Below are 17,053 nucleotides of genomic sequence, written 5' to 3'. Positions count from 1 at the left end.
CTCTAGCCGGCCACGTCAGCCCGAGCCGGCCACGTCAGCCGTACCGGCCACATCGGCCCCGCCGACCAGGCCAGTCCGAGTCAGCCGCGCCAGCCACACCGACCACGCCAGCCCGAGCCGGCCATGCAGCTCTAGCTGGCGGCGGCGGCCAGGCCAGCCCGAGCCGTCAAGCCAGCCACACCGACCACGCCAGCCCGAGCCGGGCACGTCGGCCACGCCAGCCCGAGCCGGGCACGTCGGCCACGCCGACCATGCAGCACTAGCCCGCCACGTCAGCCGCATCGGCCGGGCCAGTCACCTCGGCCACGTCGGCCACGATGCAGCTGATGTTGTCCGGTCCGCCGCCTGCGTTGGCGAGCTCCACCAGCCTCTGCACGGCCTCCTCCGGGGTCGGCACCGTCGTCAGCACCTCGGTCAGCTGGTCCGGCGTCGCCACGTCGGAGAGGCCGTCGGAGCAGATGAGGTACCTGTCGCCGGGCCTCGCGTCCACCACGAAGAGATCCGGTTCGGGCTCGCCGACGCCCTGGAGCGCCCTCGTGAGCACCGAACGCTGCGGGTGGCTCATCGCCAGCTCCGGCGAGATCCGGCCCTGGTCCACCAGCTCCTGCACCACCGTGTGGTCCCGCGTCACCTGCGTCAACTCGCCCTCGCGCAGCCGGTACGCCCGCGAATCCCCGACGTGGGCCACCGCGAACGACGTGCCGTCCCAGGCCAGCACCGTCAGCGTGGTCCCCATGCCCTGCAGGCGGCTGTCCTCCTCGACCTGGGCCCGCAGCCGGGCACCGGCATCGGACACGGCGGCCGCCAGCGCCTCCACGTCGGCCTTCGCGGACTCCGCCTCGAGGCGCTCGTCCAGGGCAGCGATCGCGGCGACCGCGCCCGAACTGGCGACCTCACCGGCGACGTGACCCCCCATCCCGTCGGCGACGGCGAGCAGACGCGGACTGGTGTAGACCGAGTCCTCGTTCGCTTCGCGTCGCTGCCCGACGTCGGAAGCCACGGCGTAGGAAATCGTCAGCGGCCCAGGTTCCATGAGTGAAGTAAAGCAGCGGCCCGCGAACCGCGGCACAGCCTCACCCCGTCCGGCGCGCAATGCGCCACAATCGCGGGGTGTGGTTCGCCGTCCTGGGTCCTGTCGAGGCGCGCTCCGCGGCCGGCGTACCGGTGCCCCTCGGCGGTCCGCGGCCGCGGTCCCTCCTCGCGCTCCTGCTGCTCGACGCCGGCCGCGTCGTCGGCACCGACCGGCTCATCGACGGCCTCTACGGCGACCACCCACCGGGCGACGCGGCCAACGCCCTGCAGGCCCAGGTGTCCCGCCTCCGCCGCAAACTCGGCGACTGGGCCCGCATCGAATCCCAGCCCGCCGGCTACCGCCTCGCGGTCGAACCGGACCGCGTCGACGTCCACCGCTTCACCCGCCTCGCCCGCGACGGCCGCCAAGCCCTGGCGGCCAACGAACACGCCCGCGCCGCGAAGCTGCTCCGCGAAGCCCTGGACCTCTGGCGCGGCCCGGCCCTCGCGGACGTACGCGACGCCCCGTTCGCCGAAGCCCAATCCGCGCGCCTCGACGAGCTGCGCGTCGCCGCCGTCGAGGACCGCGCCGAAGCCGACCTCGCCATCGGCGAATCCCGCGCGGTGATCGGCGAACTCACCGAGTTGTGCGGCGCGCACCCCCTGCGAGAACGGCCCCGCGTCCTGCTCATGCGCGCGCTCGCCGCCAACGGCCGGCAAGCCGAGGCGCTCACCATCTTCGAGGACGCCCGGCGCGCGCTCGCCGACGAGCTGGGCGCCGACCCGTCCCCGGAACTCGCCGCCGCGCACCTGGCCGTGCTGCGCGCAGAGCCGGCGCCCCAACCGCCGAAGATCCCCGCCCAGCTCACCACCTTCATCGGCCGCGAACCGGAACTGGCCCGCATCGCCGGGCTGCTCGACACCGGCCGCCTGGTCACCCTGACCGGCCCCGGCGGCGCGGGCAAGACCCGTCTGTCGATCGAGGCCGGTGGCCGCGCCGACGGCGAGGTGTGCTTCGTCGACCTGTCGCCGGTCACCAGCGGCGCCGACGTCGCCCAGGCCGTCCTCACCGCGCTCGGCCTGCGGGAGACCGGCCTGTTCCCCACCGCCGGCGCCCCGCCGGACCCGGTCGGGCGCATCGAGGTCGCGCTAACCGACCGGTGCCTGCTGCTGATCCTCGACAACTGCGAGCACGTGATCGCCGACGCCGCGAAGCTCGTGCACCGGCTCCTCTCGTCGAGCCCCGGGCTGCGCGTGCTCGCCACCAGCCGCGAGCCACTCGGCATCACCGGCGAAGCGCTGTGCGCGGTGCCGCCGCTCGCGTCCCCGCCGCACGGCACCCGCGCGGCCGAGGCCACCGGCTACGAGTCGGTGCGGCTGTTCACCGAACGGGCCGCCGCCGTGCGGCCAGGGTTCCGGCTCCACGACGACTCGGCCGAGCGGGTGCGGCAGATCTGCGCCGCGCTCGACGGGCTGCCACTGGCCATCGAACTCGCCGCGGCACGCCTGCGGACCCTGCCGCTGGACCAGCTCGAAGCCCGCCTCGACGACCGGTTCCGCCTGCTCTCCAAGGGCAGCCGCACCGCCGCGCCCCGGCACCAGACGTTGCATGCCGTCGTCGGCTGGAGCTGGGACCTCCTCGAGCCCGAGGAGCAGGACCTGGTGCGCCGCTTCGCGATCTTCGCGGGCGGGACGACGGTGGACGCGGTCGCCAGCGTGTGCGGACTGTCCGAACCGGACACCGAGGACCTCCTCGACAGTCTTGTCGACAAGTCGCTCATCGAGTTTTCCGGTGAGCGCTACCGAATGCTGGAGACGATCCGGGCGTTCAGCGCCGAGCGACTGGATGAATCGGGCGAACGGGACGCGGTGGCCAGGGCGCACGCCAGCCACTTCCTGGCCCTCGCCCAGACCGCCGATCCGCACCTGCGCCGCACCGAGCAGATCGAGTGGCTCGCGCGCCTGACCGCCGAGCGGGCGAACCTGCACGCCGCGCTGCGCTGGGCGGTCGAGTCGGACACCGCGCTGGCGCTGCGGCTCGTCGGCGCGTTGTCGTCGTACTGGCGCCTGCAGGGCGTGCGCACGGAAATCGCGCCGCTCGCCGCGCGGCTGCTGGCGAACCTCGACCCGGAACCGCCCGGCGACCTGGCGGAGGAGTACGTGCTGTGCGTGCTCAACGCCGCGCCCGCCGAACCGCCCGGCCTGGACGAGCACCTGCGCCGCGTCGACTCGATCGTGCCGTCGCTGCCGTGGCCGCTGCGGCAGCCGTACCTGCTCGTCCACTGGGCGCTGTTCGCCGGCCCGCCCAGCCCGGCGCGGCGGCCAAACGAGCTGGAACAGGCCATGCTCGACGACGACGATCCGTGGCTCCAGGCGCTCGTGCACTTCTCGACGAGCTACCTACGCCTGTTCAACGGCGACAGCGCGGGCGCCGAAGAGGCGTTCGCCAGGTCGCTCGGACTGTTCCGGCGGATCGGCGACCGGTGGGGCACCGCGCAGGTGCTCGACGGGCTCGCCGAGCTCGCGGACCTGCGGGGTGACCGGGACCGGTCCGCGGCGCTCGTCGACGAGGCGATGGACCTGCTCGGGCAGCTCAACGCAACCGAGGAACTGGCCGAGCTGTGGGCGCGGCGGGCGGACCGGTTGCTGCGCGACGGCGACCTGACCGACGCCGAGGCCGGCCACCGCCACGCGGCGGACCTCGCGCGGCGCGCGGGCGCCTCGACGCTGCTCGGCCTCACCGAGCGCGGGTTCGGCGAGCTGGCCCGGCGTCGCGGGGACTTCGCCCGGGCCAGGGCACACTTCGCGCGGGCCCTGGCCACGCTGGGCACGGACTGGCAGAGCGACGCGGCGAGCGCCCGGACCCTCACCGCGCTGGGCCGGCTCGCCGAGGCGACGGGCGACTGGGCGGAGGCGCGGGCGCGGCACCGGCAGGCGCTGGACATCACGCTGGCGCAGCACTTCCGGACCGACATCGCGGACGCGCTGGAGGGGCGGGCGGGGATGACCCTGCTCGACGGCGACCCCGAACGGGCGGCCGAGCAGCTGGGGATGGCGGTGGCGCTGCGGAGTGCCACCAGGCCGCACGACCAGGACGTGGCGGCGGTGGCGGCGGGCTGCCAGAAGCTGCTGGACACCGACGCCTTCGCCGCCGCCTACGACCGCGGCGCCGCCATGTCCTTCGAGGAGATCTCGGAAACACTGTCGTCCCGGGAGCCTCAGATCCCGTAGTCCTTCAGCTTCGACGTGTTCGCCGCCTTCAGGGTCATCTTGTCGAACACGCCGGCGAACACACGGGTTGTCAGCATGCGGTGCGACTGGTTCCGCAGCCACAGACCGCGCGCGGTGCGGGGCGCCAGGAACGGGCCGGTGCCCTTCGCCTGCTTCGCGCCCGCCTCGGCGGCGGGGCGGACCTCCGACTCGTACCGCTCGAACGCCACGGCGTGGTCCCCGCCCGCGGCCGCCAGCTCGCCCGCCAGCACGTACGCCGCCATCATCGCCAGGCCCGTGCCGCCACCGCCAGGCCCGGCGCCCCAGCCCGCGTCGCCGACCAGGGCGACCCGGCCGCTGGTGTAGCGCGGCAGGTACACGTGCGCCAGTTCGTCAAAATACAGGTCGGCCGCGTCGCGCAGGCCCTCCAACAGGCGCGGGACCTCCCAGCCGACGCCGTCGTACACCTCGGCGATCAACCGCTTCACCTGGTCCTCGTCCTTGCGGTCGTAGGTCAGGCCGTCGGCCGCGAAGACGAAACCGATGTTAGCCGGGCCGTCCGGGTTCTGCGCCGCGTACGTCACGCCCCGGCCGAGCACGTTGTAGATCAGCCCGGTGTGGTCGAGCCGCAGGTGGTTCGGCGCGCTGAACCCCGCGCACGCGTACCCCATCTCGGTGCGGAACCGCGACTCCGGCCCGATCGCCAGCGCCCGCACGCCCGAGTGCAACCCGTCGGCGCCGATCACCAGGTCCACGGTCCGCGGCGCGCCGTGCGCGAACGTGACCTCGACACCCGAGCCGGTCTCCGTCAGCGACGTGATCCAGTCGCCGAAGACGTACTCCGTGCGGTCCTTCGTCGCCTCGTACAGCACGCGGCTCAGGTCACCGCGCTGGATCTCGACCTCGCCGCTGATCATCGACGACGGCAGGCTCGCCACGCGCCGCCCGGACGCGTCCAGGATGTGCTGCTCCCCCATCGACGTCTGGTGCGCGCGGATCTCCTCCAGCAACCCCATCCGCCGCAGCACGGACACCTGCTCGCCGCGGAAGTCGACGGCCTGCCCGCCCTCCCGCAGGGCGGGCGCCCGCTCGACCACGGTCGTCGCGTATCCAAGGCGGTTCAGCCAGAACGCGGTGGACGGGCCGGCGATGCTCGCGCCGGAGATCAACACTGTCCTGTTCATCGAAGCTCCTCGACTCGGTTGACCCGAGCTTCGCCAGGGGCGCTGACCACCGGCTTACCGTCCGCTGACCGGGGAGCGCGCAGTTCCAGCAGCGCTCCCTTCGTCCAGCCGCAGTAGGCACAGCCGCTGGCCCGTCCCGAGCGATTTTCCGGCCGCGAGTTACCCTGCTGGCCGTGCTGGTGCTGCTGCCTCCTTCGGAAACCAAAGCCGCCGGTGGGGACGGCCCTCCGCTGGATCTCGACGCGTTGTCGTTTTCCGAGCTGAACCCGCTGCGGCGCAAGCTGGCCGACGCGCTCGTGGAGCTGGCCGGCAACGTTCCGGAGAGCCTGGACGTGCTGGGCCTGTCGGCGCGGCAGGAGGACGAGGTGGCGCGCAACGCCGCGATCTGGAGCGCGCCCACCCTGCCCGCGCTGGAGCGCTACACCGGAGTGCTCTACGACGCGCTCGACTACGGCGGTCTGCGTCCCGCCGCGCGGGCGAAGGCGGACCGCAGGCTGGCCGTCGCCTCCGCTCTGTTCGGCATCGCCCGCGGCGACGACCGCATCCCGGCCTACCGGCTCTCCGGCAGCACCACGCTGCCCGCGCTCGGCACGCTCCGGTCGCTGTGGCGGCCGGTCCTGGAGCCCGCACTGGCCGAAGTGGACGGTCTGATCGTCGACCTGCGCTCCGGCGCCTACGCCGCGCTGGCCCGCATCCCGCGCGCGATCACCGTGCGCGTGGTCACCGCGAGCGGCAGGACCGTGAGCCACTTCAACAAGGCCTACAAGGGAAAGCTCGCCGCCGCGCTGGCGACCGCCACCCGCGAACCCGCCACTGTGGAAGGCCTGATCGGCGCCGCCGAGCGCGCCGGCATCACACTCGACCGGGTCGGCGAGCAGGAGCTGGAGCTGATCACCGACCGGTGAACCGCTCCGGCCGGTAGGCCGCGAGGTCGACCGGCACTTCCTCGCCGAGCGCGAGGCAGGCGACGAGCCGTCCGGCGAACGGCGCCGCGGTGAGCCCGCCCGGGCCGAAGCCGGTGGCGATCAGCACGTCCGGCCGCTCCGCCAGCGGCCCGAGCAGCGGCAGGCCGTCCGGCGAGGCCGGCCGGAAGCCGATCCGGGTTTCCAGCAGCGTCGCGTCGGCCAGGCCCGGCGCGACGGTCAGGGCGTTGTCCAGCACCTCCCGCTGGCCGGCCGCGGTGATGCGGTGGTCGAAGCCGGAGCCGGTCTCCCGCGTGGCGCCCGCGACGACCCGCGAGCCGGGGAAGGCCAGCAGGTAGTGGCTGGACACCGGCAGCACGACCGGCCAGTGCGCGGTGTCCGCGCCCGGCAGTTCGAAGTGGCTGATCTGGCCCCGCTGCGGCGCCACGGACACCGACGGCACCAACTCGCTGCTCCACGCCCCGGCCGCGACGACGACCTTGTCCGCCGCCAGCTCCTCCCCCGCGACCCGGACACCGCGCCCGGTCAGTTCCGCCGCGCCCTCGACGATCCGGGCGCCGCGCGCCACCGCGGCGTCGAGCAGCGCCCCCCGCATCCGTCGCCCGTCCACGCGTCCGCCGCCGGAGACGTGCACCGCGGCCAGGTCGGGCGCGAGCGCGGGGAACAGCTCGCGGGCCTGCGCCGCATCGAGCCGGGAGACCTCGCCCGCCGCCGGTTCCCCGGCCACGCGCGCACTCACCCGGGCGAAGGCCTCGTCGAGTTCGGCCGGGTCCGCCGACACGACCATGCCGCCGACCACCTCGAACGAGGTGTCGCCCGCACCGTCCTCGGCCAGCTGGGCGACCAGCTCCGGGTAGTAGGCGGCGGCCGCGGCGGCGAACCGGTACTCGTCGTCGCCGCGGCGGCTGGTCCACGGGCACACGATGCCGGCACCCGCGGCCGTCGCCACCCCGGGGCGGCCTGCCTCCGCCACGATCACCTCGGCGCCGCGCCGGGCGAGCTGGTGGGCGGTGCTCGCTCCGGCGATCCCGGAGCCGATCACGATCACGCGCATGCCGCCAGTCTGCCGTTAATTAGGTTGCGGCCGCAGCGCCGCCGCGGGCATGATCACGCGGAACGCCGGTGCGATGGGCCCGGTGGCGAGTGGAGGAGGTGCGTTGTGTCAGTCGTTGCGCTGGGCCGTGCCCTCGCCGCCCGTCCACCCGCCCCACCCGCCCCACCCGCCTGATGGAACGGCGCCGGTGGGGCCCCTCAGCCTTGGAGACCCACCAGTGCGTCAGCACGATTTCGAAAACTTCACCCCAAGCTCACGTCGTCGCCGCCCGCGGTTCGACGACGAGATCAACCCCGCCCGCAGCGGCCGCCTGACCGAACAGGAACGGCAGCGGCTCGCCCGCGTGCGTGAGGACAGCTACGCCGAACCGGCGGTGCCCGGCGGCGGCGACCGCTACTCGACGTGGGACAGCGCCGAGCACGGCCCGCGCCCGCACCCGGTCTGGCTGGTCACCGACCTGGCCGCCGTGGACACCGAGCTTGGTGTCCTCAAGACCGGCAAGGAGGCCGAGGTGCACCTGCTGCGCCGCGGGCTCCCCGACCGCAGCCGGGAATGCCTGCTCGCAGCGAAGCGTTACCGATCAAGCGAGCACCGCCAGTTCCACCGAGACTCCGGCTACCTCGAGGGCAGGCGCATGCGCCGGTCCCGGGAGAACCGGGCCATGGCGCAGCGCACGTCGTTCGGCCGAAACCTCATCGCGGAGCAGTGGGCGGTCGCCGAGTTCGCCGCGCTCAGTCGCTTGTGGACGATCGGTGCGCCGGTGCCGTACCCGGTGCAGCGGGACGGCACGGAACTGCTGCTGGAGTTCGTCGGAGAGCCCGACGGCACGGCGGCGCCACGCCTGGCACAGCTGCGGCCCGAACCGGAGGAACTGCGCGACCTGTGGTTCCAGACGATCGGGGCGCTCGACGTACTCGCGTCGGAGGGGCTCGCGCACGGAGACCTGTCCGCCTACAACATCCTCGTCCACGACGGCCGGATCGTGCTCATCGACCTGCCCCAGGTCGTGGATGTCGTGGCGAATCCGAGAGGAGCGGAGTACCTCACCCGTGACGTCCACAACATCTCCGCGTGGTTTGCCGCGCGGGGACTGCAGGTCGAGGCCGACAACCTGGCTTTCGACCTGCGCCAGCGGGCGGGGCTGAGGTGAGGTCCCCGGCGGTCTTCAGGTATTCTGATCACAGTCCGCAACCGGGCGACGTGAATTCGGGTCGCCCCCTTCATGGGACGCGGACACAACACCGATGGCGCAGCCGCGCCGGGTTCGTCCTTGTGAAAGCCCGCCGAACTTGTTCTTCAGCCTGCCTGCGCGCAGGCACACCGGGCCTCCCTTGCGACGTACCACCACGTCCGAGAGGCAGTGCGTGAGCATCACCCTTGAGTCCACTTCCACCGTGCAGTCGTTCGCCGACCTGAACCTGCCGGAGCCCCTGCTCGGGGCCCTGCGCAAGGCCGGCATCGACGCACCCTTCCCGATCCAGTCGGCGACCCTGCCGGACGCGCTCGCCGGGCGCGACGTGCTCGGCCGGGCGCAGACCGGGTCTGGGAAGACCCTCGCCTTCGGGCTGGCCCTGCTGGCCCGCCTCGAGGGCGGGAAGGCCCGGTCGCGGAAACCCCGCAGCCTGGTCCTCGTTCCCACGCGTGAGCTGGCCCTCCAGGTCAGCGACGCGCTCACCCCGCTGGCCCGCGCGCTGGGCCTGTGGTGCCGGACCGCCGTCGGCGGGATGGCCTTCCCCCGGCAGGCCGACGCGCTGCACCGCGGCGTCGACCTGCTGATCGCCACGCCGGGCCGTCTGTCCGACCACGTCCGGCAGGGCACCGCGGACCTCAGCGAGGTCCAGTTCATCGCCATCGACGAGGCCGACCAGATGGCGGACATGGGCTTCCTGCCCCAGGTCCGGGAGATCCTGGACCTGACCCCGCGCGACGGCCAGCGGCTGCTGTTCTCGGCGACGCTGGACGGCGACGTCGGGCAGCTGGTCAACCGGTACATGCACGACCCGGTCGAGCACTCGGTCGCGCCGGCCACCGCCAGCGTCGACACCATGGACCACTACGTGTTCCAGGTCTCCCGCCAGGAGAAGCAGTCGATCGTCACCGAGATCGGCGCCCGCGAGGGCCGCACGATCATGTTCGTGCGCACCAAGCACCACGTGGACCGGTTGACCGACCGGCTGCGTGAGCGCGGTGTGCGGGCGGGCGCGCTGCACGGCGGCAAGTCGCAGGGCCAGCGCAACCGGGTCCTGCAGGACTTCCGCGACGGCCACACCACGGTGCTGGTCGCCACGGACGTCGCGGCGCGCGGCATCCACGTCGACGACGTCAGCCTGGTGCTGCACGTCGACCCGGCCGCGGACCACAAGGACTACCTGCACCGCGCCGGCCGCACCGCGCGCGCCGGTGCGTCGGGCACCGTGGTCACGCTGATCACGCCGGACCAGCGGCGCACCGTGCGCCGGATGACCGACAAGGCCGGCGTGCGCGCCGACCAGCTGGTCGTTCGGCCCGGTGACGCGAAGCTGTCCGACATCACCGGCGCCCGCGAGCCGAGCGGCGTCCCGGTAGTCGACCGTCCGCGCGACACCGCCCCGCGCCGGGGTGGCGGCTCGCGTGGCTTCGGCGGGCCGCAGCGGCCGCGCCGCGGTGGCAGCTACGGCGACCGCGACCGCGGTCACGGTGGCGGCTACCGGCAGCAGCGTCCGGGCCGCGGCCCGCGTCGCAGCACGCCGTCGGCCAGCTGACGCGCTGACCCCAGAACCGCCGCGATCCCAGCCCGGGGTCGCGGCGGTTCTTTCGTTCAGCAGGCCATTCCCGGTGGGTCGCGCGGCGCGCGGACCAAGCGGCCTCGGCCATCGCCGCTACGCGCTCTGCTCGGCGAGCGCCGCTTCGTAGGCGCTGCGCAGCTTCGCGAACACCGACTCCCGCCCCGGGGGGCGCGGGATGCCGAGGTGCTGTTCGCGCAGCTCGTCCATGAACTCCTCCCACAGCTGCGGCCCGCCGCGTTCCAGGAGCTCCGCCCGCACGGCCAGTTCGCGGGTGACCGGCAGGTGCCTGCGCCCCCACGCGCCCAGGTGCGCCATCACCGGCACGAGCTGGATCGCCGGTTCGGTCAGGCTGTAGATCACCTTCTGCTTGTGCGTGGGGTCCGGGGCGCGGGACACCAGCCCCAGCTCCGTCAGCCGCTGCAACCGGGACGCGAGGATGTTCGACGCGATCCCCTCCTGCGAGTTCTGCAGCAGCTCCCGGAAGTGCCGCAGGTTGCCGAACATCATGTCCCGGATCACGACCAGCGACCACTTGTCGCCGAGCACCTCGACCGAGAGGTTGATCGGGCATCCCGACCGGCGTTCGTCCGTCATCCCACCCTCCTTCCGATTGCAGTTTACAACCGGTTCCGGAAGCAGTACAGTTCCCCGAAACCGATTGCAAACAACAACCAGTAGAGGAGACGGCGATGAGCAAGGTGTTCAGCAGCCTGGGCGTGTCGGCCGACGGTTTCCTGGCGGGGCCGCGTCAGACCCGGAAGGACCCGCTCGGCGAGGGCGGCGAGCAGCTGCACCGGTGGATGTTCGAGACCCCGGACGAAAACCGGGCGGAGATCGACGCGATCGTCGACGCAGGCGCGTTCATCATGGGCCGCAACATGTTCGGCCCGGTCCGCGGCGAGTGGGACGAGGACTGGCGCGGCTGGTGGGGCGATGAGCCGCCGTACCGCGGGCCGGTGTTCGTGCTGACCCACTTCCCGCACGAACCGATCGAGATGGAGGGCGGCACGACGTTCCACTTCGTCACCGACGGCATCGAGTCCGCGCTGAAGCAGGCGCGGGCCGCGGCCGGCGACCGGAACGTGTCGGTGGCGGGCGGCGCCTCGACGGTGAACCAGTACCTGGCCGCCGGCTTGATCCACGAGCTGCGCCTGCACATCGCCCCCCTGGTGCTGGGACAGGGCGAGCGGCTCTTCGCCGGCCTCAGCGACCTGAACCTGGAGCCGGTCTCCTCGCGCACCACCTCGCTGGTCACCCACGTGACCTACCGGGTCGGCCGCTAGATCGGGAACAGCTCGAAGGTGCAGGCCAGGGGCACGCCGGCCAGTTCGCCCGCGGCCGAGGCGAACTGGCGCAGGAACGGCTCCGGTTCGGACATCACCCCACCCAGCGCGGCCAGGTACGCCTTGTGCTCGCGCAGCGACGCGACCGCCAGGTCGAACGTGCCGGTGATGTCCACGGCGTGGGTCTGCACCGGCGATCCGCCCACCGCCACCCACCGCACGCCGCTCCACGGCTCCAGCCCAAGGTCGCGGAAGATCCACCGGTTGGCGGCGTCGCGGACCGCGTCGAGCGTGGCCAGGCCGACGTTGCGGTGGTCGGCCATGTTGAACCCGCCGCCGGGGAACGACTCGCGGTGGTTGAGGGTCACCACCAGCTCCGGGCGGCGCCGCCGGACCGCCGCCGCGATGTCGCGCCGCAACGGGATCCCGTTCTCGATCAGACCGTCCGGGTGGTCCAGGAACTCGACCTCCTCGACCCCGACGATCCTGGCCGCGGCCAGCTGCTCCTTCGTCCGCAGCGGCCCGGCCTCTTCGGGCGGCATGCTGTCGATCCCGGCCTCGCCGCGCGAGGCGAGCACGTAGACGACCGACTTCCCCTGCCTGGTCCACCGGGCGATCGCCCCGGCCGCGCCGTACTCCAGGTCGTCCGGGTGCGCGACCACCGCGAGCGCCCGGTTCCAGTCCTCCGGCATCATCGCCGGTCCCGTGGCGGTCATGGCCCCTCCACTCCCCAGCTGTGGCTCGGTGCGACACTGCGTGACGTGAACCTACCGGCTTCCTCCTCCCCAGAGCAGGTTTTCGACTGGCTCGACGCCGCCGCCGAGAAGCGCGCGGCGGCCGGGCTGACCCGCAGGCTGCGGCCGCGGGGAGCCTCCTCGACGGAGCTGGACCTCGCCGGCAACGACTACCTCGGCCTGGCCCGCGACAAGCGCGTCGCAGGGGCCGCCGCGGCCGCCGCGCTCCGCTGGGGTGCCGGCGCCACCGGTTCCCGCCTGGACACCGGCTCCACCGAGGTGCACACCGAACTCGAGTACGAGCTGGCGCGCTTCTGCGGCGCGCAGGCCGCGCTGGTTTTCTCCTCGGGCTTCACGGCCAACCTGGGCGCCGTCACGGCGCTGTCCGGGGCGGAGTCGGCGATCGTCAGCGACAAGCACATCCACACGTCGCTGATCGAGGGCTGCCGCCTGTCCCGCACCGACGTCGCGGCCATCAGCCACTGCGATCCGGCGGCGATCAAGCACGCGCTGGCGACCCGCCGCAAGCCGCGCGCGCTGGTGGTCACCGACTCGGTGTTCTCCGTCGAGGGCGACCTCGCGCCGCTGCCCGAACTGTCCCAGGTGTGCCGCGAGCACGGCGCGGCGCTGCTGGTCGACGACGCGCACGGGTTCGGCGTGCTCGGCGACGGCGGCCGGGGCGCGGTGCACGCCGCCGGGCTGGCGGGCGAGCCGGACGTCGTCACGACGATCTCGCTGTCCAAGGCGCTCGGCGCGCAGGGCGGCGCCGTCCTCGGGCCGCGCCGGGTGATCCGGCACCTCGTCGACACGGCCCGCAGCTTCGTCTTCGACACCGGGCTCGCGCCGGCCAGCGCGGCCGCGGCGCTGGCCGCGCTCGGGGTGCTCAAGTCCGAGCCCGACCTGCCGGAGAAGGTCCTGACCAACGCGGTCGCGCTGTCCGCCCAGCTGCGCGCGGCCGGCTTCCGGGTGAGCAACCCGGAGGCCGCGGTGATCTCGGTTCAGGCGCCCTCGGCCGAATCGGCGGTCGAGTGGGCGGACCGCTGCGCCGAGCAGGGTGTGCGGGTCGGCTGCTTCCGGCCGCCGTCGGTCCCGGACGGGATTTCCCGGCTGCGCCTCACCGTCCGGGCCGACCTGACGGAGTCCGATGTGGACACCGCGGTGAAGGTGATCAGCGAATCGGCGCCAGCCGGCGCCGCATCGTGATGTGCGGGATGCCGTCCTCGTCGAACTCGTCGCCCTCCGCGACGTACCCGAACTTCTCGTAGAAACCGCGGGCGTAGGTCTGCGCGTCGAGCACGCTGTCCGCGTCGCCGACCGAGATCAGCGCGGCGGTCATCAGGCGTGCGGCGAGGCCCCGGCCCCGGGCGTGCTTCGCGGTGACAACCCGGCCGATGCGCTGGACGCCGTCCCCGTCGTCGAGCACCCGCAGGTAGGACTCGATGCCTTCGGGCCCGTCGATCCAGAAGTGGCGGGTCGTCGGGAGCAGGTCGCGCCCGTCCAGCTCGGGGTACGGGCAGGTCTGCTCCACGACGAACACCTCCACCCGGAGCCGGAGGATGTCGTACAGCTGCTGCGTGGTCAGGTCCGGTCCGCGGACGCCTCTGTCGGGGTTCACGGACTCCTGACTACCAGAACACGAGCCGCGACGACTCGGCTTCGCGGCGAATCTCGTTGACGTAGGTGAGCACGCGGGTGTAAACGCCCGGTTTGCCCGCCTGCGCGCAGCCGTCGCCCCACGACACGAGCCCGATGAGCGTGCCGCCGACGACCAGCGGACCGCCCGAGTCGCCCTGGCAGGCGTCGATCTTGCCGTCCGGGTAGCCGGCGCACACCATCGACCGGGAGTCGTAGTTCGAGTAGCTGGCGCGGCAGCCGGAGTCGCTGAGCAGCGGCACCTCGGCCTTGCGCAGCACGTCCGAGCGCGGCCCGCCGTCGGAGGTGCGGCCCCAGCCCAGCACCGTCGCCTGGGTGCCCTCGGCGTACAGCGAGTCGTCGCTGGGCAGCTCCACCGGCCGGTACGGCAGGCTCTGCGCGAGCTTGAGCACCGCGACGTCGTCGCCCTTGCCGGGGTCGGAGAACGAGTCGGGCACCCACACCTCGCGCACCGACACGGTCTTGCCGTCGTTCGTGCGCTTGTCGGTGCGGCCCGCGACGACCCGCAGGTCCGCGCGCTTCACGGCGTTGGCGCAGTGCGCCGCGGTGGCCACCGCGGTCGCGCTGACGATGACACCGCCGCAGAACTGGTTGCCGCTCTTGTCGGTCAGGTACACCGCGAACGGGTAGCTGCTGGTGGACGCCTCGGTGCCGCCGACGATGTTCGGGCGGGCGCCGGTGCTCGGCATGGCCGCCGCCACCACCGGCACGAACGCGGCGGCGGTGATGACCGCCGTCAGCGCCAGGCGGAACTTGCGGTCGCGTCGGCGGTGCTTCGCCATGCGCGCGCTCCCTTCGGAAAAGCTCGATGTCCCCCGGTGCCGCACCCGATCGTCGGAAACGACTTCGGGGCGTGAGATTTCCGCACATACAGTAATCGACAAGGGCCCGGAACCGGTGTCACTGGATCGGGTGGACTCCGGCTCTGCGAAGCTGGAGACGTGCGAGGAATCGTGGCGCTCCTGCTGGCGCTCGGGCTCGTGGCGTGCGGCGCCCCACCCGAGCCGCCACCCCCGCCCGCGCCCTCGCCGACTCCCCCGGCAGCCACGACCACGACGCCGCCGACCACCACGTCCACCGCACCGGCGTGGACCGTCGGCGCGACGACGCTGCCCCGCCGCCCGGACGGCTTCGGCGAGGTCCAGCCGACCCCGGCCGTCCTGCGCGAACGCCGCCTGCCGACGCGGGACTTCCTGCCACCGCCCGCGGACGGCCGCTACGCGTCCACGGTCAGCGCGGTCCCGGCCGACGTGCTGGCCCGCAGCACCTGGCAGCAGGCGTGCCCGGTGGCCGCGTCCGCACTGCGGTACCTGACGATGTCGTTCTGGGGCTTCGACGGGAAGCCGCACACCGGCGAGATGCTCGTGGGCGCGTCCGTCGCGGAGGACGTGACCCGCGTGTTCGGGCAGCTGTTCGCGGCGCGGTTCCCGATCGAGGAGATGCGCGTCACCTCGCCCGCCGAACTCGACGCGCCGCCGACCGGGGACGGCAACAACACCAGCGCCTTCGTGTGCCGCCCGGTGCGCGGTCAGACGAACTGGTCGGCCCACGCGTACGGTCTGGCGATCGACCTGAACCCGTTCTGCAACCCCTACACCAAGGGCGACGTGGTGCTGCCGGAACTCGCCTCGGCGTACCTGGACCGCTCGTGGGTGCGGCCGGGCATGGTGGAGGCGGGCGACGCGACCGTGCGGGCGTTCGCCGCGGTCGGCTGGGACTGGGGCGGCGCGTGGCGGGAGCCGGTGGACCGGATGCATTTCACGGCCACCGGCGGGTAGGAACGGGAACAGATTCCGGGTCCGGCCCGGTTGTACCGGTGCGGACTGCTTGGGAGGTAATCACGTGCCCCACTACGACCTGGTGATCGTCGGAACCGGCTCGGGGAACTCGATCCTCGACCCCCGTTTCGCGGGCTGGAAGACGGCGATCGTGGAGAAGGGCGTGTTCGGCGGCACGTGCCTGAACGTCGGGTGCATCCCGACGAAGATGTTCGTGCACGCCGCGGACGTGGCCGCGACGCCGTCGGTGGCCAGCCGGTTCGGCGTCGACGAGACGCTGGACAAGGTGCGTTGGACCGACGTGCGCGACCGGATCTTCGGCCGCATCGACCCGATCGCCGAGGGCGGGCGCGAGTACCGGAAAAACCACGAGGACAACGCCGGCGTCACCGTGTACGAGGGCCAGGGGCGGTTCACCGGGCACAAGGAGCTGACGGTGTCGTTCGCGGACGGGCGGCCGGACGAGGTCGTCACCGCGGACAAGTTCGTGCTCGCCGCGGGCGGGCGGCCGGTGGTACCGGACCTGCCCGGGCTCGAGGACGTCCGGTACCACACCTCGGACACCGTGATGCGGCTCGACGCGCTGCCCGCGCGGATGGTGATCATCGGCAGCGGGTTCATCGCCGCGGAATTCGCGCACGTGTTCCGCTCGTTCGGGGTCGAGGTCACGCTGGTGGCCCGGTCCGGCGCGTTGCTGCGCGGCGAGGACTTCGACATCAGCGAGCGGTTCACCGAGCTCGCGGCACAGCGGTTCCACGTGCGGCTCAACCGGAAGGCGGTGCGGGTGCGGCCGTCGGGCACGGGTGTCGCGGTGGAGCTGGAGGGGCCGGCGGGCGCCGAAACCGTCGAGGCGGACGAGCTGCTGATCGCCATCGGGCGCCGTCCGAACACCGACCTGCTGGACGTGGCCGCGACGGGCGTGACGACGACCGAGGCGGGGCACGTGGTGGTCGACGACCACCAGGAGACCGCGGTCGAGGGCATCTACGCGCTGGGCGACATCTCGTCGCCGTACGAGCTGAAGCACGTGGCGAACCACGAGGCGCGGGTCGTGCAGCACAACCTGCTGAACCCGGAGTCGCCGATGACGGCCGACCACCGGTTCGTGCCGCACGCGGTGTTCACGTCGCCGCAGATCGCCTCGGTGGGCCTGACCGAGCAGGAGGCGCGGGCGCAGGGCGTGCCGTACGTGACGTCCAAACAGGACTACGCCGGCATCGCGTACGGCTGGGCGATGGAGGACACCAGCGGGTTCGCGAAGCTGCTGGCTGACCCGTCGACCGGGCAGCTGATCGGGGCGCACATCATCGGCCCGCAGGCGCCGACGGTGATCCAGCCGCTGATCCAGGCGATGAGCTTCGGCCTCGACGCGAAGTCCATGGCACGCGGCCAGTACTGGATCCACCCCGCGATGCCCGAGCTGATCGAGAACGCGCTGCTGAACCTGCCGCTCTGAGC

General features: G+C 73.0%; 15 protein-coding genes. 8 read left to right on the top strand and 7 right to left on the bottom strand.

The features are described 5' to 3' along the window. Window positions 1–259: 259 nt before the first annotated feature. Window positions 260–1,033, bottom strand: a complete 774-nt coding sequence (locus AMETH_RS08395; protein WP_017987626.1) for a PP2C family protein-serine/threonine phosphatase — start codon at window positions 1,031–1,033, stop codon at window positions 260–262. Window positions 1,034–1,110: 77 nt separating this feature from the next. On the opposite strand from AMETH_RS08395, the gene AMETH_RS08390 reads away from it, so the two are divergent. Then, entirely contained in the window at window positions 1,111–4,242 is a 3,132-nt protein-coding gene (locus tag AMETH_RS08390) for an AfsR/SARP family transcriptional regulator (RefSeq protein WP_223843082.1), read from the top strand. Here the strand turns inward: AMETH_RS08390 and AMETH_RS08385 are convergent. Continuing rightward, entirely contained in the window at window positions 4,230–5,405 is a 1,176-nt protein-coding gene (locus AMETH_RS08385; protein ID WP_026153930.1) for an FAD-dependent monooxygenase, read from the bottom strand. The two genes, AMETH_RS08390 and AMETH_RS08385, sit on opposite strands and share 13 nt — an antisense overlap. Window positions 5,406–5,578: 173 nt before the next feature. On the opposite strand from AMETH_RS08385, the gene yaaA reads away from it, so the two are divergent. Continuing rightward, window positions 5,579–6,310 carry a peroxide stress protein YaaA gene (gene yaaA, locus AMETH_RS08380; RefSeq protein ID WP_017987623.1) on the top strand — a complete coding sequence of 244 codons (732 nt, stop codon included), beginning with the start codon at window positions 5,579–5,581 and terminating at the stop codon, window positions 6,308–6,310. On the opposite strand, the gene AMETH_RS08375 is transcribed toward yaaA, so the two are convergent. After that, window positions 6,297–7,382, bottom strand: coding sequence for an NAD(P)/FAD-dependent oxidoreductase (locus AMETH_RS08375; protein WP_017987622.1), 1,086 nt, complete (start codon window positions 7,380–7,382; stop codon window positions 6,297–6,299). The two genes, yaaA and AMETH_RS08375, sit on opposite strands and share 14 nt — an antisense overlap. A 217-nt stretch (window positions 7,383–7,599) precedes the next feature. Here AMETH_RS08375 and AMETH_RS08370 point away from each other — a divergent pair, with 217 nt between their 5' ends. Then, window positions 7,600–8,532 (top strand): serine protein kinase RIO, encoded by a 933-nt coding sequence (locus AMETH_RS08370; RefSeq protein ID WP_017987621.1) that lies wholly within the window; start codon window positions 7,600–7,602, stop codon window positions 8,530–8,532. Window positions 8,533–8,746: 214 nt separating this feature from the next. Continuing rightward, window positions 8,747–10,123, top strand: coding sequence for a DEAD/DEAH box helicase (locus AMETH_RS08365; RefSeq protein ID WP_017987620.1), 1,377 nt, complete (start codon window positions 8,747–8,749; stop codon window positions 10,121–10,123). A 117-nt stretch (window positions 10,124–10,240) separates the two neighbouring features. Here AMETH_RS08365 and AMETH_RS08360 read toward each other — a convergent pair whose 3' ends face one another. Then, window positions 10,241–10,741: a winged helix-turn-helix transcriptional regulator gene (locus AMETH_RS08360; RefSeq protein ID WP_017987619.1), complete on the bottom strand. Its 501-nt coding sequence runs from the start codon at window positions 10,739–10,741 to the stop codon at window positions 10,241–10,243. Window positions 10,742–10,836: 95 nt separating this feature from the next. Between AMETH_RS08360 and AMETH_RS08355 the strand changes: the two genes are divergently transcribed. Further along, entirely contained in the window at window positions 10,837–11,430 is a 594-nt protein-coding gene (locus tag AMETH_RS08355) for a dihydrofolate reductase family protein (RefSeq protein WP_017987618.1), read from the top strand. On the opposite strand, the gene AMETH_RS08350 is transcribed toward AMETH_RS08355, so the two are convergent. Beyond that, a complete protein-coding gene (locus tag AMETH_RS08350; RefSeq protein ID WP_017987617.1) occupies window positions 11,427–12,146 on the bottom strand; it encodes a PIG-L deacetylase family protein in 720 nt (239 codons plus the stop codon). The genes AMETH_RS08355 and AMETH_RS08350 overlap by 4 nt on opposite strands. Before the next feature lie 45 nt (window positions 12,147–12,191). Here AMETH_RS08350 and AMETH_RS08345 point away from each other — a divergent pair, with 45 nt between their 5' ends. Further along, the gene (locus AMETH_RS08345) at window positions 12,192–13,367 is read left to right on the top strand and encodes an 8-amino-7-oxononanoate synthase (RefSeq protein WP_017987616.1); all 1,176 of its coding nucleotides are present in this window, start codon (window positions 12,192–12,194) and stop codon (window positions 13,365–13,367) included. Here the strand turns inward: AMETH_RS08345 and AMETH_RS08340 are convergent. Both AMETH_RS08340 and AMETH_RS08335 read right to left on the bottom strand, forming a co-directional pair. Then, entirely contained in the window at window positions 13,333–13,779 is a 447-nt protein-coding gene (locus tag AMETH_RS08340) for a GNAT family N-acetyltransferase (RefSeq protein WP_017987615.1), read from the bottom strand. The genes AMETH_RS08345 and AMETH_RS08340 overlap by 35 nt on opposite strands. A gap of 10 nt (window positions 13,780–13,789) precedes the next feature. Further along, on the bottom strand, window positions 13,790–14,599 hold the full coding sequence (locus AMETH_RS08335; protein ID WP_017987614.1) for a serine protease: 810 nt from the start codon (window positions 14,597–14,599) through the stop codon (window positions 13,790–13,792). A gap of 171 nt (window positions 14,600–14,770) precedes the next feature. Here AMETH_RS08335 and AMETH_RS08330 point away from each other — a divergent pair, with 171 nt between their 5' ends. Further along, the gene (locus tag AMETH_RS08330; RefSeq protein WP_017987613.1) at window positions 14,771–15,595 is read left to right on the top strand and encodes a M15 family metallopeptidase; all 825 of its coding nucleotides are present in this window, start codon (window positions 14,771–14,773) and stop codon (window positions 15,593–15,595) included. 64 nt (window positions 15,596–15,659) lie between these two features. Next, window positions 15,660–17,051, top strand: coding sequence for a mycothione reductase (locus AMETH_RS08325; RefSeq protein WP_017987612.1), 1,392 nt, complete (start codon window positions 15,660–15,662; stop codon window positions 17,049–17,051). Window positions 17,052–17,053: the final 2 nt, after the last annotated feature.

It is taken from the genome of Amycolatopsis methanolica 239 (assembly GCF_000739085.1).
Lineage (GTDB): Bacteria > Actinomycetota > Actinomycetes > Mycobacteriales > Pseudonocardiaceae > Amycolatopsis_E > Amycolatopsis_E methanolica.
Note: the sequence above shows the minus strand (reverse complement) of the source record. Positions and strands in the feature narration are given on the sequence as shown.